Genomic DNA, 18,273 nt, shown 5'->3' with positions numbered 1-18,273 from the left:
AAAATGGCAAACTTTATTATCATTGTCGATCGCGATTCTGAACGCAGAGAGAACTTTATCCATACAGTCACACCGCTCTTACCGCCCTTTCCTGGGTTGGTGACTCATTCCTGTATGAGGAGCGATTTTGCCAGTCTTTGGGCTGCTCATCCGAAAGCACCGATTAGCTCTTGTTGCCATGAAAGTGGTGCTGCTATAGTCTGGGGACATGCCATAACTCATGATTCGACTCAGTTAATGAATGCAGATGCCATTCAACAGCAATGGCAACCTCAAGAGAGCGATGATGCTTATCCCACATTTGATGGATTTTATGCAGCCGTCGTATACAATCCTGAACATGGATTAATCTTAGGAACCGATCTCCTAGGATTTTTCCCACTGTATTATTATGCTGATGAACAAGTGGTTCTCATTGGTTCAAGTCCAGAACTGTTTAGATATCATCCTCATTTCGATACCCAATTTAATCCCCAAGGTTTAGTCGGTTTATTATTGCTGCGACATTTAGTTAATAATCAAACGTTGTGGGCAAATGCTAAACGTTTAGGTGCGGGCAATTTACTGCAATGGAAGTTTAATACAGGTGCTAGAGAAATCAAGCATTATCGCTTGCCTGGCTCTAAGGATAATACTTGCTACTCTAGGCTTTCATTTGCAGAGCATTTAGATATTTTAGATGGAGTTATCGATCGGGCGATCGCTCGCCACACCTGTGTCAGTAAAAAACATAACTTCTTCTTGTCAGGAGGATTAGACTCCAGGATGTTAGCCGGTTTTCTGGAGCGTCAAGGTATTGAGCCTCTAGCTGTAACATTAGGACAACCCGGTGATATTGAGCTAGAATGTGCCACTACTGTTGCTCGTCATCTCCACTGGGAACATCGAGTCGTTTCCACTCCCATCAACCAGTATCCCTTTTATACTAACTTTGTCATTAATTGGGAACACTTGGATGGAGGGTTAGGAGACGGCACAGGAATGTTTACTGGCGCTCACTCATATCTACAAAATGCCCCTAATACCATTATTAATGGTTTTTCAATGGATACAGTGCTTGGCGGCTGGAAAAGTGCGGATACCTCTTTTCAATCCGTCTTTAAAATAGCGAATAGGAGGGGAATTTCGCCAGATACATTGAAACGATTACTTAAACCCCATATATTTGAAAACATGGTCGATTGTACCGTTAGTTTTCTCCAAAAAGAGTACGACAGCTATTCAGATTTAGACTGGCAAAATCCCTGGTATTTTAGCCTCTATTATTCTAATCGATTTGTTTTGGGAAGAAGTGCTTGGGCACTTACATTTGGAGCCTGGCCAATACTCCCTATTTTAGATAAAAATCTCTTAGAAACTGCGGTTAGCTTACCTCCTGCAACCATGAATAACAGACGAGCGCAAAAAAAACTGGTATGTACCCGATTTCCACACCTAGCCCAATTGCCGCTAGACCGGAATTCTTGGAATATGGAACCTCTTCAACCAAGTGTCACTCGTCAAAGATTAACACCTTTATTCAAGTTGCAACAAAAATGGCGTAGATTACAGCTCGAATTCGGTTACGATCGACGTTATTATTATCGAACCTTGACTATTAACAATCCTGGGTGGCAAGCCGTACGCAGAGCAGCAGAACCTTATCGCTCTAAGGTAGAGCATTTATTTGATATGGATGTGTTTAATCAAATTTTACTAGCTCCTAATACTCACTATAACTTTCAGTCCGATTCCGTCCGAGAATCTTCGGGAGTCAAAGTGTTATTAGGACTGTTGCTCTGGTCAAAAGATCATCTATAATTCTTATGGCTAAAACTTATATCTGGCAAGAAGACATCGTAGAAGATCGGGGTAATTTAACTCTAGGAGTGACGATTGAAAGTCCCGAACAGAACCGACAGCACCTTTGGTATCGGATTCCGGCAATTTATCGCCCTATTGTAACTTTAAATTGCGATCCATTTGTAGTCGCCAGCCTTTTTCTAGCAATGCATAAAGGAACAGATGTCAAGGTACATGGACAAGTTTCTCCATCTTTGCTAAGGAATTTAGAAGAGTTTCAAATTGCATGGTCTTCATGGAAACCGAAACAATATCAGATCATCCAGATTGATGCTGAAATTGAACGGGAGCTAGAAAAAAAATTAGAAACAGAACAAGGGATTAGTGTATTTTCTGGAGGCGTGGATAGCTGTTTTACTGCTTTTCGTCATCATCGAGGAGAGTGTGGAAGACAAAAGCGAAATTTGAAGGCAGGTTTAATGGTTCATGGTTTCGATATTCCTGTAGAGCAAGAGGATATTTTCTCTCGTGCTGCTCAAAAATCCCAAATGATGCTGTCAAGTTTAGGTATGGACTTGATTCCTATGGCGACGAATTTCCGTAAGGTGATTAAACTGGATTGGGAAGATGTTTTTGGCGCGGCGATTGCTTCTTGCTTACATTTGATCAATAGGGGCTATAATATGGGTATGATTCCTGCTTCCTATTGCTATAAAAACATAACCTTACCCTATGGTTCTAATCCTTTAACGGATTCTTTACTCTCTAGTCAATCTTTAGCGATTGTCCATGATGGAGCCAAATTTGTTCGTTTAGAAAAAATTCAACAAATGCTTGAGTGGGATGAGGCCTTAACTAACTTAAGGGTTTGTTGGCAAGGTGAACAAAAGGATCGTAACTGTTGCCGGTGTGAAAAATGCATTCGCAATATTTTAAATTTTCGGGCTTTAGGTTATGGATTACCTCCTTGTTTTGAGCAGGATGTGACTAACGGGCAAATTATTAATCTTAAAGTTAGAGGTTCAGCATTAGATGCTATTGAAGATTTACTTGAACAGATTGAAATCAATCAAATTTCTGGGGATTGGGTTAATGTTTTGAGAATCTCTATTTTGAAGAATCGTATCCTAGATTTGGTTCAAAAAAATATTCCTCATTCCTGGAAAACAAGTGGCAAAAAATCAAAAAAATAATGTTTAAATCTTACCCCGATATCTTTAACCAACGAGGAACTTTATATCACCAAGTAATGCTCAAGTATCCTCTGGCAAGAGTAGAAGAGTTTAATCAGATCGTTAGTTTATCTGATTTAGAGGATCACTCGATACTGTTCGATGAATTGGGAATTATACTTTATTAAAGCGATCAAAATAGATTAAGGTGTTGGTGACGGTAAAGAGCGATCGCCTCCGGATCAGTATAGAAGCAGAACTCACCCGTGTTATTGAAGACCTCAATACTTATTTAGAATAGGGAAATGAAACCGACCGTAACTTGGCAACTTGCTCCTGAAGTTCGTCTTCCCAACTGGTTTGAGGCGGAAATTGCTCGATTTGTGCCTGAATTGTGCCGAGGCGATCGCCTAGGGCAAATTTTGTGGCAGAGGGGAATTCAAGACCGGGAAACCTTAGCCTGTTTCTTGTCTGCTGGGCAGTATACCCCCACTAGCCCGTTTGAATTTGGCGCAGAAATGCCACAAGCGGTTTCTCGGTTAGAAAAAGCAAGAAAAGAACGGGAAAAAGTCACGATTTGGGGTGATTTTGATGCCGATGGAGTCACCTCTACGGCGGTTTTATTAGATGGCTTGGGTCAGTTTTTTCCAGCTTCTGATTTAGATTATTATATTCCCAATCGCTTAACCGAATCCCATGGCTTAAATGCTGCTGGAATTGAACGATTGGCAGAGCAAGGAACCCAACTGATTGTTACTTGCGATACGGGCAGCACGAATTTAGCGGAAGTGGAGTTAGCCCAAAGTTTGGGCATTGATATCATTATTACCGATCATCACACCCTCCCCGATCGCCGCCCCCCAGGGGTTGCCATCATTAACCCCCGCTATCTGGCTGAAGATCATCCCCTCTTCCATTTATCCGGGGTGGCAGTGGCGTATAAACTGGTGGAGGCTCTGTATCAAGCGTTTCCTGAAATTCCCCAAGCGCCCTTAGATGAGTTACTGGATTTAGTGGCAATTGGATTAATTGCTGATTTAGTCCAGCTTAAAGGAGATTGTCGCTATTTAGCCCAACGGGGAATCGAGCGTTTACAGCAGGATTATCAGCGTCCTCCTGAAGCGCGTCGTCGTCCTGGAATTGGACGTTTACTGGATTTATGCCGCAAAACTGGCGATCGCCCCACCGATATTTCCTTTGGCATTGGCCCTAGAATTAACGCCGTCAGTCGCATTTATGGCGATGCTAGTTTTTGCGTACAACTGCTCACCAACCGAGACCTAAAAACCTGTCACTCCTTAGCCGAATCTGCCGAACTTGCTAATACTCGGCGTAAGGAAATTCAGCAAACTGTAGCTCAAGATGCTATCTTTGAAGTCTCCCAATTAGACCTCTCCACTACCCAAGCGATCGTTCTCCATAAACCTGAATGGCCCGTCGGTGTACTCGGTTTAGTTGCCTCGCAAATTGCCCAAGAATACCATAAACCCACGATCCTATTAAGCAGTGAATCTGGCTCTAAATTTGCCCAAGGATCGGCCCGTTCCGTTGCCAATATTGACCTCTATCAATTGGTGAATAGCCAATCCTCTTTACTCCATCGTTTTGGCGGTCATCCCTTCGCCGCAGGTTTGAGCTTACCCCTAGAAAATTTGCCCCTGTTTACGGAAGGCATTAATCAAGAACTCAATCGTACCTTAGCTTCTGCTCATCGTGCCCCCAGTCTCGATATTGACCTGCAATTAACTGTGGCTGATTTAGGAAAAGAACTGTTTGAAGAACTCAAATATTTAGAACCCTGTGGTATGGGTAACCCGGTTCCGCGTATTTTGATTAAAAATTGTTGGTTTACGAATAAGTTTAATAAAAATATTGAAGATACTAAAGGCAAGAAAGTTAAATATATTAAAACCCACTTTATCTTAACTGACTCCAGCAGCGATCGCGGCATTCCCGGATTATGGTGGGGTCATTATCAAGAAGATCTCCCCCCTGGTCAGTGCCATGCGGTGGTGGAGTTAGATTTCAATAAGGAACAAAAATATCATGTGCGGATTATTGATGTAGTTGCTGCTGAAAAACAAGACTTAGCCACCTCTAAAACGGAACGCTTCCCTATTCTAGATTGGCGCACTCAAAAGCTTGATGATCCAGCGAAAATTGCTGAGTCCGATCCTTGGGTTATTACCACAAATCCGGTCAGTTGGCAAGAACTGGAAGAAGCGTTAGGGCAAGCCAATCAACAACGTAAACCCGTGGCGATCGGCTATGAATCTTTTACCCCAATTCCCCCGATCGAAACCTGGAAAAAATTAGTGGGAATCGCCAAATATTTAAGTCGAACACAACAGTTAATTACTCTGGATTTTCTCCAAAATCAACTGCAAGTGACGGCAACCGCTTTACAATTAGGTTTAACTGCCTTATCTCAACTGGGATTTAAACTTGAAGCGCAAGAATCGGGTTGGCAAATTACCTATTATCCAATGCAAAAGGGATCTGAAGTCGATCTTATCTATACCTTTATTGCTGCGGTGCAAGAAGAACAGTTTCGCCGCCAATATTTTGCCCAAATCTCCTTAGAAACGCTGGAAAGATCGAGATTGGTTTAATATTTACCGCAGTTGGAGTGCTGAAGGTAAGGGTTGTTTTTCCTGAAGAGGATAACCCTTTGCTTCAATTTCTTTTTCTAAAGCATGAACTCGTTTTTGGGGTGCAGGATGGGTTGCTAGAAAATCCCAATTCTGATGAGAATTTTGGCTTAAACGACTGAAAAAGTCGGTCGCCCCAGCGACATGACCATAGGTTTGATAGAGTAGGGTAAGACCAAAGCGATCGGCTTGAGTTTCCTGGGATTGGGAATACCGAGAATTGCTAATGGCAATGAACCAAGTGCTGGTATTATTGAGCCAATCGAGATTACCAAAAAGGGTTGAAATAGCCAGACGTAAAACTAGGGTACGTCCTAACTGTTTTAAGTGATCGCGATGGATAAAATGGCCTAATTCATGGCTGAGAATCATCATCAGTTCGTTTTCGGATTCGACGTTTTCCAGGAGTCCTTGAAAGATGACGACTACATCTCCGGGAATGGCGATCGCATTGACGGTGGGTTCATTGATATACAATACCCGATAGTTGCGATCGCCATCCTCTAAATGGCTTTCTAGTCTATCGAGCAATTGGTTGAGGGTGTCTTGCTCTACAGAGTCTTCCGCTTGCTGCTCATAGACGGGAACAATGACAGCACCAAGCTTTTGTTCCATGCTAACGGGGATTTGGGTAATAGCGAAATCAGCAAGTGCCAATCCTCCCCAAATGGTAAGGGCGATCGCCAGCACAAATAGGCCCGCGAGAATCAATAACTGACGGTTACTGGTAGTTGGATTGCGATCGCTCATCGTTAACTCTTCTAACTACTACTTTTAACCGGACGAAATGGATATAAAAAGTTCAGTAAAGGATAAATGCCACGGGTTTGAATCCATAATCGCCCTTGACCACTAAAGCGACAAACCAGACCTTCTCCTCCTAATATTCCGGTTTTCAAACTCTTAAAACTCAAGCCACCAATCATCTCTACATTATACTGCAAAGTGTCTTCAAAAGCAACCACATAACCTGTATCAACCACATAATCTCCTGCTACTGGAATCTCGATAATTGCCCCATAGGAACTAAACCAAAAATCACCCCTTCCACTAGCTCGCAATAGGAATAAAGATTCCCCACTGAAAAATCCTTTTACCCCTTGAAATTTCGTATCAATCTCCACCGTATCGCTACAAGCCACAAACCCAGAAGATTGCACCATTAATCCCTTACGGCCATCCAGAGCATAATATTCAATATCCCCTGGCACTCCCGGAGAAATATATAACGATCCCGCTTGTTTTTGGGCAGTAAATTCATTCATAAAGAGAGACTCACCCCCGAACATTCTGCCCACACTTTTGAGCATACCGCCCTTCATTTTCGACTGCATGGTAATACTGGTATCCATCGCCGCCATAGCGGAGGCTTCTACTAATACCTTTTGTTGGGGTCGTAAATTTAGCACCAGGGAAGCATAAGCGGGGGAATGGTCAATTTGATAACTCAATTGTGACATAAAATTCACTCACCTACTATCGTTTTTTCAATTTATGGACTATTGACGCTCAGGGAGTCGAGAACCAATGGTAAAGCCAAAGCTGCCTGGATTATGGGTTTGGCAGTACACTTTTCCCTTGCCTTTGAATCGACAAATAAAGCCTTCACCGCCAAAAAATGCACCCAACCAACTAGAATTGGCTTTACCAATTTCAAAATTTAAACTGCGTTCAAAGGCGACAATATGCCCCGTATCAACAATATACTCGCCATTGACCTCAATCTCATAAATTCCACCAAATGAAGTGAGAATTACGGGGCCGACTCCTGATATTTTTAGCCAAAAAATCGATTCACCAGAAAAGAAAGATTTTAAGCCTTCAAAACCTAGGTCAATTATTACATCAGAGGCACAAGCTAAATAGGAGGCAGCTTGTACCACTAATTCCTGTCCGGTCATTTCGTAAACCATCAGATCTCCCATGAGTTTAGGAGACAGGAAAATTTCCCCCTTGGGTATAGGAGAACGAAACACACTTAAAAAGAGAGATTCACCCCCTAACATGCGCTTGAATCCTCCCATAATGCCGCCCCCTTTGCCTTGGCGCAGGGTGGTACTAGAGTTGATAAAGCCGCTCATGGCAACCATTGCGCCAGCTTGTGCGACTAATTCTTCGCCCGTGCTGAGAGTGATTTTGGCGATCGCACTATCCGGCTGTTTCAGCAGTTCAATATCCATAATCTTTAATTGCGTACCTTGGGACGTAAAAAACCAACTAAACCACTAATACTTCTCGATTGCAAATAAATGACACCTTTTCCTTTTAGACGATTCACAAATCCTTCACCAGAAGCGATCGAGCTAAAAATTCCCCCAGATAAACCAATACTCATTTTAATATTGGGACTGTAGGCAACTAAATGGCTATTATCAACAATAAATTCTCCCGACACACTCTGTTGAGTGATGCCACCATATGCACCAAAAAAGACTTTTCCATTACCACTCACTTTCAATTTAAATAATCCCTCTCCAGCAAACCAACTGGCTAACCCTGCCCAACGTACTCCTAATTGAATGTTAGTCGTGCTGGCAATATAAGCCCCTGGTTGTAAACATAAGGCATTACCGGTTAATTCTACACATTCAATATCGCCAATTAAGGATTGAGTAAATACAACAGTTAAGGGTTTTTGGGTATTATTTTGAAAGCGATTCACAAATAGGGATTCTCCCCCCAAAAAGTGTCGCACTAAGGCAGAAAAGAAGCCCCCAGAAAACTCAGTTTTCATGGATAACCCCCCATCCATACTCGTCATCGCTCCTGCTTCAGCGATGATTTGTTCTCCAGGCTTCAGGGTGACAAAAACAGCCGCAAATGCAGGTTTATAGCGAATTTCATAGGACACAATGTTTTAACCCCTGTCAGATCATCTTGATTTACTGACAGGGGTAGCATATTTTCTGGGTTAGAGGTGATTTTTTTTAGGTTTGCTTTAAGTTTCTGTTACTCACTGTAATTAAAAACCCATTAAAAGCGATCGCTCTCTGGGGCAGTTCCTCCGGGATTTAACCCTGGCTGACTGAGGAAGAAGTTTTCAGCACTATCATTTTGATAGACACAGTTAACTTTGGGGTTACTCTCAATGCTGCCGGTGTAAGCAAAGGTATTCATGCGATTTTTACAATCATTAAACTTATCACGGGGCAGAAGGTTACGCTGCTCCAAAACCACCCAGTTATTGCGCCTCAGTACACATCCTGGTTGCATTGCGGGTTGAGAGATATAGACGCTAAAGGGGTTTAAGGTAACAAAGAGCCGAGTATCCATCACCATCGCACTGGCTCCATATTTCACGCATAATTCCGGATCAGGGGCACTGCGATCGATAAAATCACGGGAAGCTACATTTTCCGGCGATAGGGTGGTGGTGGAACTAAAGGCGATCCCAATCCCGATCCCCAGAACAAAGATCCCCCCCATTAAAGCCGCCAGCGTATAGTTAAACGGGGAAGATTTAGAGCCGAAATTACCGGTTGATTTTCGTCTTGAGCTGGTTCGAGTCATAGATTTTAGGTTAGCACACAGGAAAGCTAGAAGTGGAGTTAATTCCCTCTCCAGTTTAGTATGACGAGTTTCTTCATAGATTGCCCACCAATCCCCTCAACCTAAGACGGTGACTCTTCTTGTATACTGGGGGCTATCGTGCGACTCCACCCAAATTTTTAATTTTTAATGGTTAATCATTCATTGTGTCAGAATCTTCTAAATCATCTCGCTCTTTAGCGGGAATTGCGGGGTTAGTGGCGATCGCCACCTTAGTCAGTAAAGTGGCGGGTTTAGTCCGCCAACAGGCGATCGCGGCTGCTTTCGGAGTTGGAGTGGCGGTAGATGCTTATACTTATGCCTATGTAATTCCCGGTTTCCTGCTGATCCTCCTAGGGGGAATTAATGGCCCGTTTCATAGCGCCATTGTCAGTGCTTTAGCCAAGCGCAAACCGGAAGAGGCTGCGCCGTTAGTAGAAACAATTACTACATTAATCAGCTTAATTTTACTGCCCGTTACCCTCTTTCTGATGATAGCAGCCGCCCCCCTGATCGATTTGGTGGCTCCGGGACTGGGAGGGACTCCAGAAGGCTTGGAAATTCAGGCGATCGCCGTAGAGCAACTGCGGATCATGGCTCCCCTGGCACTCCTGGCAGGATGGATTGGTATTGGATTTGGCACATTAAATGCGGGCGATCAGTATTTTCTCCCCTCCATTAGCCCCCTGTTCTCTAGCTTGACCATTTTAGCCAGTTTAGGCGCTCTCTTCCTACAATTAGGCTCTGATATCATCAACCCCGAATATGCCCGCATCGGAGGGCAAGTGCTGGCTTGGGGAACCCTAGCAGGTGCGGCAATCCAATGGTTAGCGCAACTGGTGGTGCAATGGCGATCGGGTTTGGGAACTTTGCGACTGAGGTTTCAGTTTCGCCAACCGGGAGTCGGTCAGGTGTTGCGGGTACTGGGCCCGGCTACCCTGTCTTCGGGCATGATGCAAATTAACGTCTACACTGATCTGTTTTTTGCCTCCTTCATCCCCCAAACCGCCTCAGCTTTGGGATATGCGGGATTACTGGTGCAAACGCCTCTGGGTATTCTCTCGAATATGCTTTTGGTTCCCTTATTACCCGTATTTTCCCGACTCACGGAACCGGAAAATTGGCCGGAACTGAAGCAGCGCATCCGCCAAGGGATGATTCTGACAGCCCTAAGCATGTTACCGCTAGGGGGGTTAATGATTGCCCTCAGTGATCCGATCGTCCGGGTGGTGTACGAGCGCGGAGCCTTTAACCAGCAAGCCTCCCAGTTTGTCTCTAGTTTACTGGTGGCCTATGGCGTTGGTATGTTTGCTTACTTGGGGCGAGATGTATTGGTGCGTGTCTTTTATGCCCTCGGAGATGGCCAAACCCCTTTTCGGATTAGTCTGATTAGTATTGTGTTGAATGGGGTATTAGACTATGTATTAATTCAATCCTTTGGCGCACCGGGTTTAGTGTTAGCCACAGTGGGCGTTAACCTATTTTCTATGGTAGCGATGATTGTTTTGCTAGATCAAAAGCTTCAGGGTTTACACTGGCAAAAATGGATGGTTCCGATACTGAGCTTAACGGGAGTGAGTGCGATCGCCTCCGCTCTTGCATGGTTCATCAACGACACCTTAGAACAACTCTGGACAACCCCCAGTTTCCTCTTCCATCTCCTGCAACTCTCCATTTCCGGAGGCATCGGTTTAGGTATTTTTGTACTCTTGTGTCTCCCCTTGAAGTTACCGGAAACCCAATCCTTTATCGCTCGAATCCGCCAAAAATTAGGACGGTAGTATTTTGGTAGAGTGCATAATATGAAAGTAAAAATTAAAAACTTAGGCATATTGAAGCAAGCAGAATTTTCTCTAGGAGATATCACAATTATTTGTGGAGAAAATAATACGGGGAAAAGTTATGCTACTTATGCTTTATTTGGTTTTTTAGCATCTTGGAGAAATTATTTTGCATTTCAAGTACCTTCCGAAAAAATAGAAGAACTACTCAACAATGGTGTTGTAGTCATAAAGCTTGATCGATATATTGAAGACTTAGCCGGCATACTCAATAGAATTTCCCATAACTATACTAGCAAATTACATACTATTTTTGCTGCTCTACCAGAACACTTTGAAGAAACTGATTTGTCAATGGAGGTTAACTTCAACCAAAATCTTCTTCGTCAAGAATACAAAAGACAAGTGGAATTAAGTACAAATGAATTATTTTTGGTTTCCAGGGAATCAGATAGTAATGAACTCAGCATTGCTTTGTTATTCGATCCAAATCTATTTGAAATGGTTAGAGAAATTCTGATTAGAGTGATTGATAGTTCACTCAAGGATATTTTAATTGAACCTTTATTTCCTAATCCATTTATTGCCAGTGTTGAGCGAACAGGAACCGCTATATTTCGCAAAGAATTAAACTTTTCTCGCAATCGACTGCTAGAAGAACTGGCTCAAAGTAGTCAAGATATTAATCCCTTTGATCTCCTGTTAAAAGGTTATGATGATTATGCACTACCCGTGAAGAAAAATGTTGAGTTTACCCGTAACATTGAATTAATTGCTAAACGCAAAAGTTGGATTGCTTATCAATATCCAGAACTCTTAACATACTTCAAAGATATCATTGGTGGAGATTATCAAGTGACAACCAATGATGAACTGTATTACCGTCCTAAAAATAAACGCTTGAATCTTTCCATGGATGAAAGTTCGAGTTCGGTTAGAGCATTGCTAGATATTGGTTTTTATCTAAAACACATTGCCCAACCGAATGATATTTTAATGATTGATGAACCTGAATTAAATCTTCATCCTGAAAATCAACGTAAAATGGCGCGTCTATTTGCTAGACTTGCGAATATTGGCATCAAAGTGTTCATTACAACTCACAGCGATTATCTGATCAAAGAACTCAATACATTGATTATGTTAAATCAAGATTCTCCTTACTTAAAACAATTAGCTGAAGATGAAGGATATTCACCAAAAGAACTGTTATCAGCAGATAAAATTAAGGTTTATGTTGCTGAAAAAGCGTCGATCAAAGTGGAAGGTAAACAACGGCGAACTAAGGAGTATACTTTAACTCCGGCAAAAATCACTCAAGAATTAGGAATTGAAGTGACCAGTTTTGATAAAACAATTGACACTATGAATCGGATTCAAGATGCTATTCTCTGGAGAGATGAATAGTGTATGTTTCTGAAGATTTAAATATTTTAAGTCAGATAATAGTCGAATCTGCTCAAATATCATTAACCGGACAACATAACAAAAAGTCACTAACTTTGAAAGAAAGTCATGGAGCAGACTATGAGGTAAAAATTACTGGTGTTAATCCAGAAACGATAGCGATCGCAATCGATCGGTTTCCAGATATGAGAAATTTTTTCAAGGACGATCGAGGGATCTGTAAACGAGGTGATTTTGCAATTATTACTGATGGAGATTATGGTAAGTTTATCGTTCTGATAGAACTTAAAGCTGGGAATCCAAATAATAAGGGCATTATTCAGCAACTTCAAGGGGGACAAGCATTAGTGCATTACTTCCAGGAAATTGGAAAAATATTCTTTAATAAAAGTGACTTTTTAGTGAATTATGAATACCGATTTGTCAGCATAAAAGATATTAAAATAGCTAAAAAACCTACTGTCAATAAGAAAAATACTAAAATTCACGATCGCCCAGAAAATATGCTCTGTTTATCAGGTTGTCAGCAAGTTCCATTTAGGAAGCTTATTGATCAACCTTGAATAATTGAGGTTGTGTCTTAGCCAATTTCTTAAACGCTCTCTTAAAGCTACTACTCCAGACAATCTCCATCATCCTCAAGTAAATCAGCAATCAGATCGTCCACCGTTCCTCGTTTAGCGGTTCCTTCCTCAAATTCTTGCTTCAGCATTTCAGCATGAGCCGCAATTTCTAAGCGTCGCTGTTCAATTCTCCGCTTGCGGATTAACTCAAATAAATCATCTTGATCTTCAATAGACAATTGTTCGATTGAATCAATCAATTCTTGCAATTTCATGGATTTAAAGCAAATATCCGTAATGGCGCTCTAAGCATTAATATACCTCTTAGGAAGCTTATTCATCGCTGTTCAATTCTCCCCTTGCGGATTAACTCAAATCAATCATCTTGATCTGCTACCATTACAATCGCTTCTGGATATTCTCACCATGGGTATCTGTGCCACAAGTATGCAGCAAGTTATAGAACTCTCCCAATTGCCGTACTTGCTCTGTTTGTTTGGGACTCGGTGTCCAAGGACTGGGATTATTGTAAGCATAATAGGTTTCTACCCCATCAATTCCCAAATAAACCGCTTCAGGAATGAGTTCAGTAGCTGGATAACGATATCGAGCAGGATGAGCCAAAACCGCTAAACCCCCCGCTTGATGGATAGCATCAATCACGGCTGAAGCTTGATAGGCTTCTCCCTTAACCGCATGGCCTTGAAGATAGGCGGCTAAGGCGGAATGATCCGGATTAAAGCCATAGCCGAGAATGTGAACTTCCGTTTTCGACAAATAGGCATTGATTTCTACACCACTCCAGAGGTGCAGGGAGGATTTCGCCCTGAGATTGCTATGATTGAGCCAGTTCTGGGCTACTTTATAACCGCTAACACTATGGTGATCGGTGATGGCCAGTCCTTTCAATCCTATGGCGATCGCCTGGTCAATAATCTCTTCCGGGCGTAATCTCCCATCAGAAAACTGACTATGCATATGAAAATTATAGGAATTGGGACAACTCCTTTCATCAACTTGTGCGAATACTTCTCTGAGGGCCCGCGCTTCCTCCTGTTCTCCAACCTGGTTTGATGGGGTTGGAGCTGGAGCTAGATTGATCGTCATCTTTCTCAATCTCAAGATAAACTCTTGTTGTCTACTATAGCCAATTTTGAACTTATGTAACATCTATTCCTCTATTCAGAAGAGTCATGAGAATCATAAGTAGGGCTAAGAGGCAATTGTACTGACCTGAGTAGATTGAAAGTTCTGGAGATGGGTTGGGTCATTTCCCCGAATGGCGCGAAACATCCCAAACCGACATAAACCCGTACCAAAAGCCACCCGCATCAGCAACAGGGTGGGCACTTCTCGTAAGGATTTAATCAAACCGGGTAAGCCAAATTTGATTAGCCCTTCCGGTCGAGCCACCCCTTGCCAAATGGAATCGAGCCAGGAGGGAAGGGTGGCTTGAGTCCAATCCTCGGTCATCACTTCTCCTTGGCTATATCCGGTCGCTTCTAGCAGTTCGGCAAAGCCTTCAATACTCGAAAATGCCGGATGAGACCACTGATCTAAGAGTTGCTTCATAATCGCCCGCTCTACCCCATTCAGGGGAATTTGGCGGTCATCCCGTTGATTCCAGTCGGCAACGACTAAAATTCCCCCTGGTTTGAGGACTCGGAGCAGTTCTTGGGCAAAAATGGCTTTGTCGGGCATATGGGGCCCGGCTTCAATTGACCAGACGACATCAAAACTGGCATCGGGGAAGGAGAGGGCCATGGCATCATCAATGGCAAATTGGGCGCTGACTCCTTCTGGGGTTAATTCTTGGGCCCGTTGGACTTGTTGGGGGCTGATGGTAATGCCGGTGACCTCAAAGTGGTAATCTTGGGCTAAGATCCGGCTACTGCCGCCAATCCCACAACCGACATCTAAAACGGTGGTCTTGGGGGGTAGGGTATCTAAGCCGCCCCAACGCACCATTTCATGGACAAAATCAACTTTAGCGGTGAGGAAGTTTTTGCGCTCTGGAGGGGAACCATAATGACCTAAATGGATATGTTCGCCCCAATAGAATTCTAAGATCCCTTCCTCTGTCCATTGGTCGTAGGAGTTAGCAACGGAGGCGGAGGACTGATAGGGACGGGCAGTGACGAGATAGAGGATAATGGCGATCGCCATTACACCCAGGATTGCCCCCCCTGTTAAATACCAGATATTCATTAAATCTTTGCTTTTCTCTTGTGTTGACTCGATGGAGATCGCTTAATCTGTCCTATTTTAGACTAGATTAGTATCCACTGCTCCGTTAGCTTTGAGGGCGGTGATCGCTCTCTCAGCTCAGACATGATGCGATCTACCCAAGCTTTCCTCTTTTATTTTGAAGAGAAGGATTATAGTGATTCCATACCAACCTCCCTTCTATTTTAAAAATGGTGTATTCCAAACTGTAGCTACACAATACTTTTATGGAAAAACCTGGAAATGGTGGGGCGATCGCGCTCCCTGGTTAAGCCATCTCCCTCAAGTCCCTTGGCAAGAACAGATTTTCACCGGCGCTGAAGGCGTTCCTCTCTGGGGAATATGGAGTTGTCCCCCCGATGCTAAAGGAACTCTAATCTTCAATACCGGGATCAACGGTATCGTTAGCAACGAGTGGTATGCCAATCTATTGGGTCACAAAGCCTATCAGCATCACTTTGCCATTCTCCTCTATGACTGGCGAGGTCATGGCAAAACCACCCCCCTCTCCCCCGTCCCCCACTCCTACGGTTGGCGAGAAGGACAAGATCAAGTCCATCTGGCGGAACAACTGATCGCCCTGGGTTGCCCTACCCCAGTCATACTCACGGGTATGTCCATGGGGGGACAATTGGCTTTATGGGGATTAAAAGCAGCCATGGCAACCCGTTGCTCTCTCATCTGCGGTGCATCCACCCTCTCAACTCATCTAGAATCCAAGCTTTCCTTAGCTCATTTGCAAACTTCGTCAGCAGGTCAGAAGTTTGAGCAGAGCTTTACTCGAAAATTCCGCGCTGAAGCTGAAAAACGGATAGCACACTTTTCCCGTAGCTTAAAACCGGGCGCTCTAGAACGAATGACTTCAGTCAGTGAGTGCGATCGCGAAATGGTCATCGACTACTACGGTTTTCAGAGCGTCGAAGACTATTATCACCAAACCAGCGCTCTGTACTTTTTAGACCAGCTTACCCTTCCCTATTTAATTATTTATGCCCAAGACGATCCCCTTTTCGATCCGCAAATCATCCCCCAAATGAAACAGCGCATGGCTCAAAACTCCAATGCTCATCTCATCCTTACGGAAAAAGGTGGTCATATCAGTCACATTAACAAACTTAACCCTTCAGAAGATCGATTTTGGGGGATGAATCGATTACTCGACTTTTGCGAAATGCTTGTACAGAGTTACACCTGAAAAATACCACTACTTACAGCTTCAAGGAAGGTAAAAAGCTGACAATACCGGGAAAAATAATTAATAAGACCATGACAACTAATTGCAGGATAATGAAGGGAATGGCCCCCTGGTAAATCTCCTCGGTTCGCACTTCTGGGGGAGCAACACCGCGCAAATAGAAGAGGGCAAAGCCAAAGGGAGGGGTGAGGAAGGAGGTTTGCATATTTGCGCCTAAAACCACGCCAAACCAAACTAAATCTAGGTTAAATTGTTGGGCGATGGGCACAAACATGGGCACGACGATAAAGACAATTTCAAAGAAGTCGATAAAGAAGCCCAGGATAAAGACGATCGCCATACTGATGATGAGAAATCCGATCGCGCCTCCGGGTAAATTGGTAAACCATTCCCGGACTAGACGCTCTCCCCCTAAACCGCGAAAGACTAGACTAAAGGCTTTGGAGCCGATTAAGATAAACACCACCATGCAAGTGGTGCGTAAGGTAACATCACAGACTTCTCGCAAGCTAGTCCAGGTAAGTTGCCTGTTACCATAGGCTAAGGCGATCGCCCCTAAACAGCCCACTGCACCGGCTTCTGTTGGGGTGGCGATGCCAAAGAAGATACTGCCCAAAATGATGAAAATCAGTAAAATAGGCGGGATCATTACTTTAATAATCCGCATCCCTAAGCCTGGCGCTTGGCGGACTTCAGCAGGTAGGGGTGGAGCTAGATCGGGACGGATTGATGCAATGACTAATACATGAATTAAAAAGGCGGCAGTCATCATCAAACCCGGAATGACCGACCCCAAAAATAAATCGCCAACCGATACCCCTAATTGGTCTCCGAGTACCACCAAAACGACACTAGGGGGGATGATTTGTCCCAGGGTTCCCGATGCGGTAATCACTCCCGCAGCCAGGGCGTGATTATACCCATAACGCAGCATTGTGGGTAAAGAAATTAACCCCATGGCGACGACGGTAGCGGCCACGACTCCGGTAGTTGCAGCCAGGAGCGCTCCGACGAGGATAACGGCGATCGCCAAACCTCCCCGCACTTTCCCAAACAAAATCCCCATGGTTTCCAGAAGATTCTCAGCAATACCGGACTTTTCCAGCATTGAGCCGATAAAAATAAAATAGGGAATCGCCAGCAAAGTAAAATTATTCATGATGCCAAAAATTTGCTCTGGCATTGCTGACCAAAAGATCGGATCAAACGTCCCCACCGCTATACCGATGAGGGTAAACAAAAGAGCAGTAGCGCCGAGGGAAAAAGCCACCGGATAGCCGATCGCCAGCAGAAACAGCGCTCCGACAAACATTAAGGGGCCAAGCCAATCCATGGGAGATGACGAAAACGGAATGTGACTACCCTATCATTAAATGGGCTGGTCATGGCTCATGGGTAATCCGTCCCCATTAATCACTAGAAGTTTCTTCATTTTTTTTCGAGTGATTCAAGACAAAATCTAAGTTTTTAATTGCTTCAGAAATACCTTGTAATATCAGCAAACAAAAACTAACCAAGATCATCGTTTTAATGGGATAGCGCACCAAACCGCCCGGATCGGGGGAATTTTCCAAGAGTTGCCAGGAATTGACCACCGCTCCACTAGAATAAAAAAGAATCATCAGACAAAACGGAATTAGAAAAAATAGGGAACAGACTAAATCAATCCAGGCTTTTTGTTTAGCATTTAAGCGACTTTGAATCACATCTACTCGGACATGATTGTTATGTTTCAGGGTATAGGCTGCACCCAAAAGAAACATCAGATCAAAAAGATACCATTGAATTTCTAGAAGGGCATTGGAGCTAAGATTTTGACCGATCGCCCGGCCCACATAGCGCCCAAACACATTCCAAGCCCCAACCCCCACCATGGCTAAGGTCAACCAATAGGTGGCTGTGCCGATCCTTTCATTTAAGCGATCGATTTTCCGAGATAGACCCAATAAGAATTCCATGCACTCTTAC

General features: G+C 43.6%; 18 protein-coding genes. 8 read left to right on the top strand and 10 right to left on the bottom strand.

What is annotated here, in order from left to right; translation table 11 throughout:
- Positions 1-3: 3 nt before the first annotated feature.
- The 4 genes from AC3FZD_RS06475 to recJ all read left to right on the top strand — a co-directional run bounded on the left by AC3FZD_RS06475 (position 4) and on the right by recJ (position 5,566).
- Entirely contained in the window at positions 4-1,800 is a 1,797-nt protein-coding gene (locus AC3FZD_RS06475) for an asparagine synthase-related protein (protein WP_488739342.1), read from the top strand.
- Positions 1,801-1,805: 5 nt separating this feature from the next.
- Positions 1,806-2,975, top strand: coding sequence for a hypothetical protein (locus tag AC3FZD_RS06470; RefSeq protein WP_488739341.1), 1,170 nt, complete (start codon positions 1,806-1,808; stop codon positions 2,973-2,975).
- On the top strand, positions 2,975-3,142 hold the full coding sequence (locus tag AC3FZD_RS06465) for a hypothetical protein (protein WP_488739340.1): 168 nt from the start codon (positions 2,975-2,977) through the stop codon (positions 3,140-3,142). The genes AC3FZD_RS06470 and AC3FZD_RS06465 overlap by 1 nt, the downstream gene beginning before the upstream one ends.
- A gap of 117 nt (positions 3,143-3,259) precedes the next feature.
- Positions 3,260-5,566 carry a single-stranded-DNA-specific exonuclease RecJ gene (gene recJ, locus AC3FZD_RS06460; protein WP_488739339.1) on the top strand — a complete coding sequence of 769 codons (2,307 nt, stop codon included), beginning with the start codon at positions 3,260-3,262 and terminating at the stop codon, positions 5,564-5,566.
- A gap of 3 nt (positions 5,567-5,569) precedes the next feature.
- Here recJ and AC3FZD_RS06455 read toward each other — a convergent pair whose 3' ends face one another.
- The 5 genes from AC3FZD_RS06455 to AC3FZD_RS06435 form a co-directional block, all read right to left on the bottom strand.
- Entirely contained in the window at positions 5,570-6,355 is a 786-nt protein-coding gene (locus AC3FZD_RS06455) for a M48 family metallopeptidase (protein ID WP_488739338.1), read from the bottom strand.
- A gap of 11 nt (positions 6,356-6,366) precedes the next feature.
- Complete coding sequence (locus tag AC3FZD_RS06450; protein WP_488739337.1) at positions 6,367-7,065, bottom strand: TIGR00266 family protein; 699 nt, start codon at positions 7,063-7,065, stop codon at positions 6,367-6,369.
- Positions 7,066-7,104: 39 nt separating this feature from the next.
- Positions 7,105-7,785 (bottom strand): TIGR00266 family protein, encoded by a 681-nt coding sequence (locus tag AC3FZD_RS06445; RefSeq protein WP_488739336.1) that lies wholly within the window; start codon positions 7,783-7,785, stop codon positions 7,105-7,107.
- Between the two features lie 5 nt (positions 7,786-7,790).
- A complete protein-coding gene (locus tag AC3FZD_RS06440; protein WP_488739335.1) occupies positions 7,791-8,456 on the bottom strand; it encodes a TIGR00266 family protein in 666 nt (221 codons plus the stop codon).
- Positions 8,457-8,578: 122 nt separating this feature from the next.
- Positions 8,579-9,115 carry a DUF3172 domain-containing protein gene (locus AC3FZD_RS06435; protein WP_488739334.1) on the bottom strand — a complete coding sequence of 179 codons (537 nt, stop codon included), beginning with the start codon at positions 9,113-9,115 and terminating at the stop codon, positions 8,579-8,581.
- A 185-nt stretch (positions 9,116-9,300) separates the two neighbouring features.
- On the opposite strand from AC3FZD_RS06435, the gene murJ reads away from it, so the two are divergent.
- Genes murJ through AC3FZD_RS06420 form a run of 3 tightly spaced genes read left to right on the top strand, consistent with a single transcriptional unit; the run spans position 9,301 to position 12,884 of the window.
- Entirely contained in the window at positions 9,301-10,914 is a 1,614-nt protein-coding gene (gene murJ / locus AC3FZD_RS06430; RefSeq protein WP_488739333.1) for a murein biosynthesis integral membrane protein MurJ, read from the top strand.
- A 21-nt stretch (positions 10,915-10,935) separates the two neighbouring features.
- Entirely contained in the window at positions 10,936-12,321 is a 1,386-nt protein-coding gene (locus AC3FZD_RS06425) for an AAA family ATPase (RefSeq protein ID WP_488739332.1), read from the top strand.
- Positions 12,321-12,884, top strand: a complete 564-nt coding sequence (locus AC3FZD_RS06420; RefSeq protein ID WP_488739331.1) for a hypothetical protein — start codon at positions 12,321-12,323, stop codon at positions 12,882-12,884. Before AC3FZD_RS06425 ends, AC3FZD_RS06420 begins: the two co-directional genes overlap by 1 nt.
- Before the next feature lie 50 nt (positions 12,885-12,934).
- On the opposite strand, the gene AC3FZD_RS06415 is transcribed toward AC3FZD_RS06420, so the two are convergent.
- The 3 genes from AC3FZD_RS06415 to AC3FZD_RS06405 all read right to left on the bottom strand — a co-directional run bounded on the left by AC3FZD_RS06415 (position 12,935) and on the right by AC3FZD_RS06405 (position 15,050).
- A complete protein-coding gene (locus AC3FZD_RS06415; protein ID WP_488739330.1) occupies positions 12,935-13,159 on the bottom strand; it encodes a hypothetical protein in 225 nt (74 codons plus the stop codon).
- A gap of 124 nt (positions 13,160-13,283) precedes the next feature.
- Positions 13,284-13,991: a PHP domain-containing protein gene (locus tag AC3FZD_RS06410; RefSeq protein ID WP_488739329.1), complete on the bottom strand. Its 708-nt coding sequence runs from the start codon at positions 13,989-13,991 to the stop codon at positions 13,284-13,286.
- A 105-nt stretch (positions 13,992-14,096) separates the two neighbouring features.
- A complete protein-coding gene (locus AC3FZD_RS06405; RefSeq protein ID WP_488740284.1) occupies positions 14,097-15,050 on the bottom strand; it encodes a methyltransferase domain-containing protein in 954 nt (317 codons plus the stop codon).
- Positions 15,051-15,267: 217 nt separating this feature from the next.
- Between AC3FZD_RS06405 and AC3FZD_RS06400 the strand changes: the two genes are divergently transcribed.
- Positions 15,268-16,305 carry a YheT family hydrolase gene (locus tag AC3FZD_RS06400; protein WP_488739328.1) on the top strand — a complete coding sequence of 346 codons (1,038 nt, stop codon included), beginning with the start codon at positions 15,268-15,270 and terminating at the stop codon, positions 16,303-16,305.
- Between the two features lie 13 nt (positions 16,306-16,318).
- Here AC3FZD_RS06400 and AC3FZD_RS06395 read toward each other — a convergent pair whose 3' ends face one another.
- The gene (locus AC3FZD_RS06395) at positions 16,319-17,638 is read right to left on the bottom strand and encodes a TRAP transporter large permease (RefSeq protein WP_488739327.1); all 1,320 of its coding nucleotides are present in this window, start codon (positions 17,636-17,638) and stop codon (positions 16,319-16,321) included.
- Positions 17,639-17,714: 76 nt separating this feature from the next.
- A complete protein-coding gene (locus AC3FZD_RS06390; protein WP_488739326.1) occupies positions 17,715-18,263 on the bottom strand; it encodes a TRAP transporter small permease subunit in 549 nt (182 codons plus the stop codon).
- Between the last annotated feature and the right edge of the window lie 10 nt (positions 18,264-18,273).

The sequence above is a fragment of the Roseofilum sp. KMC-1 genome (assembly GCF_057802075.1).
Note: the sequence above shows the minus strand (reverse complement) of the source record. Positions and strands in the feature narration are given on the sequence as shown.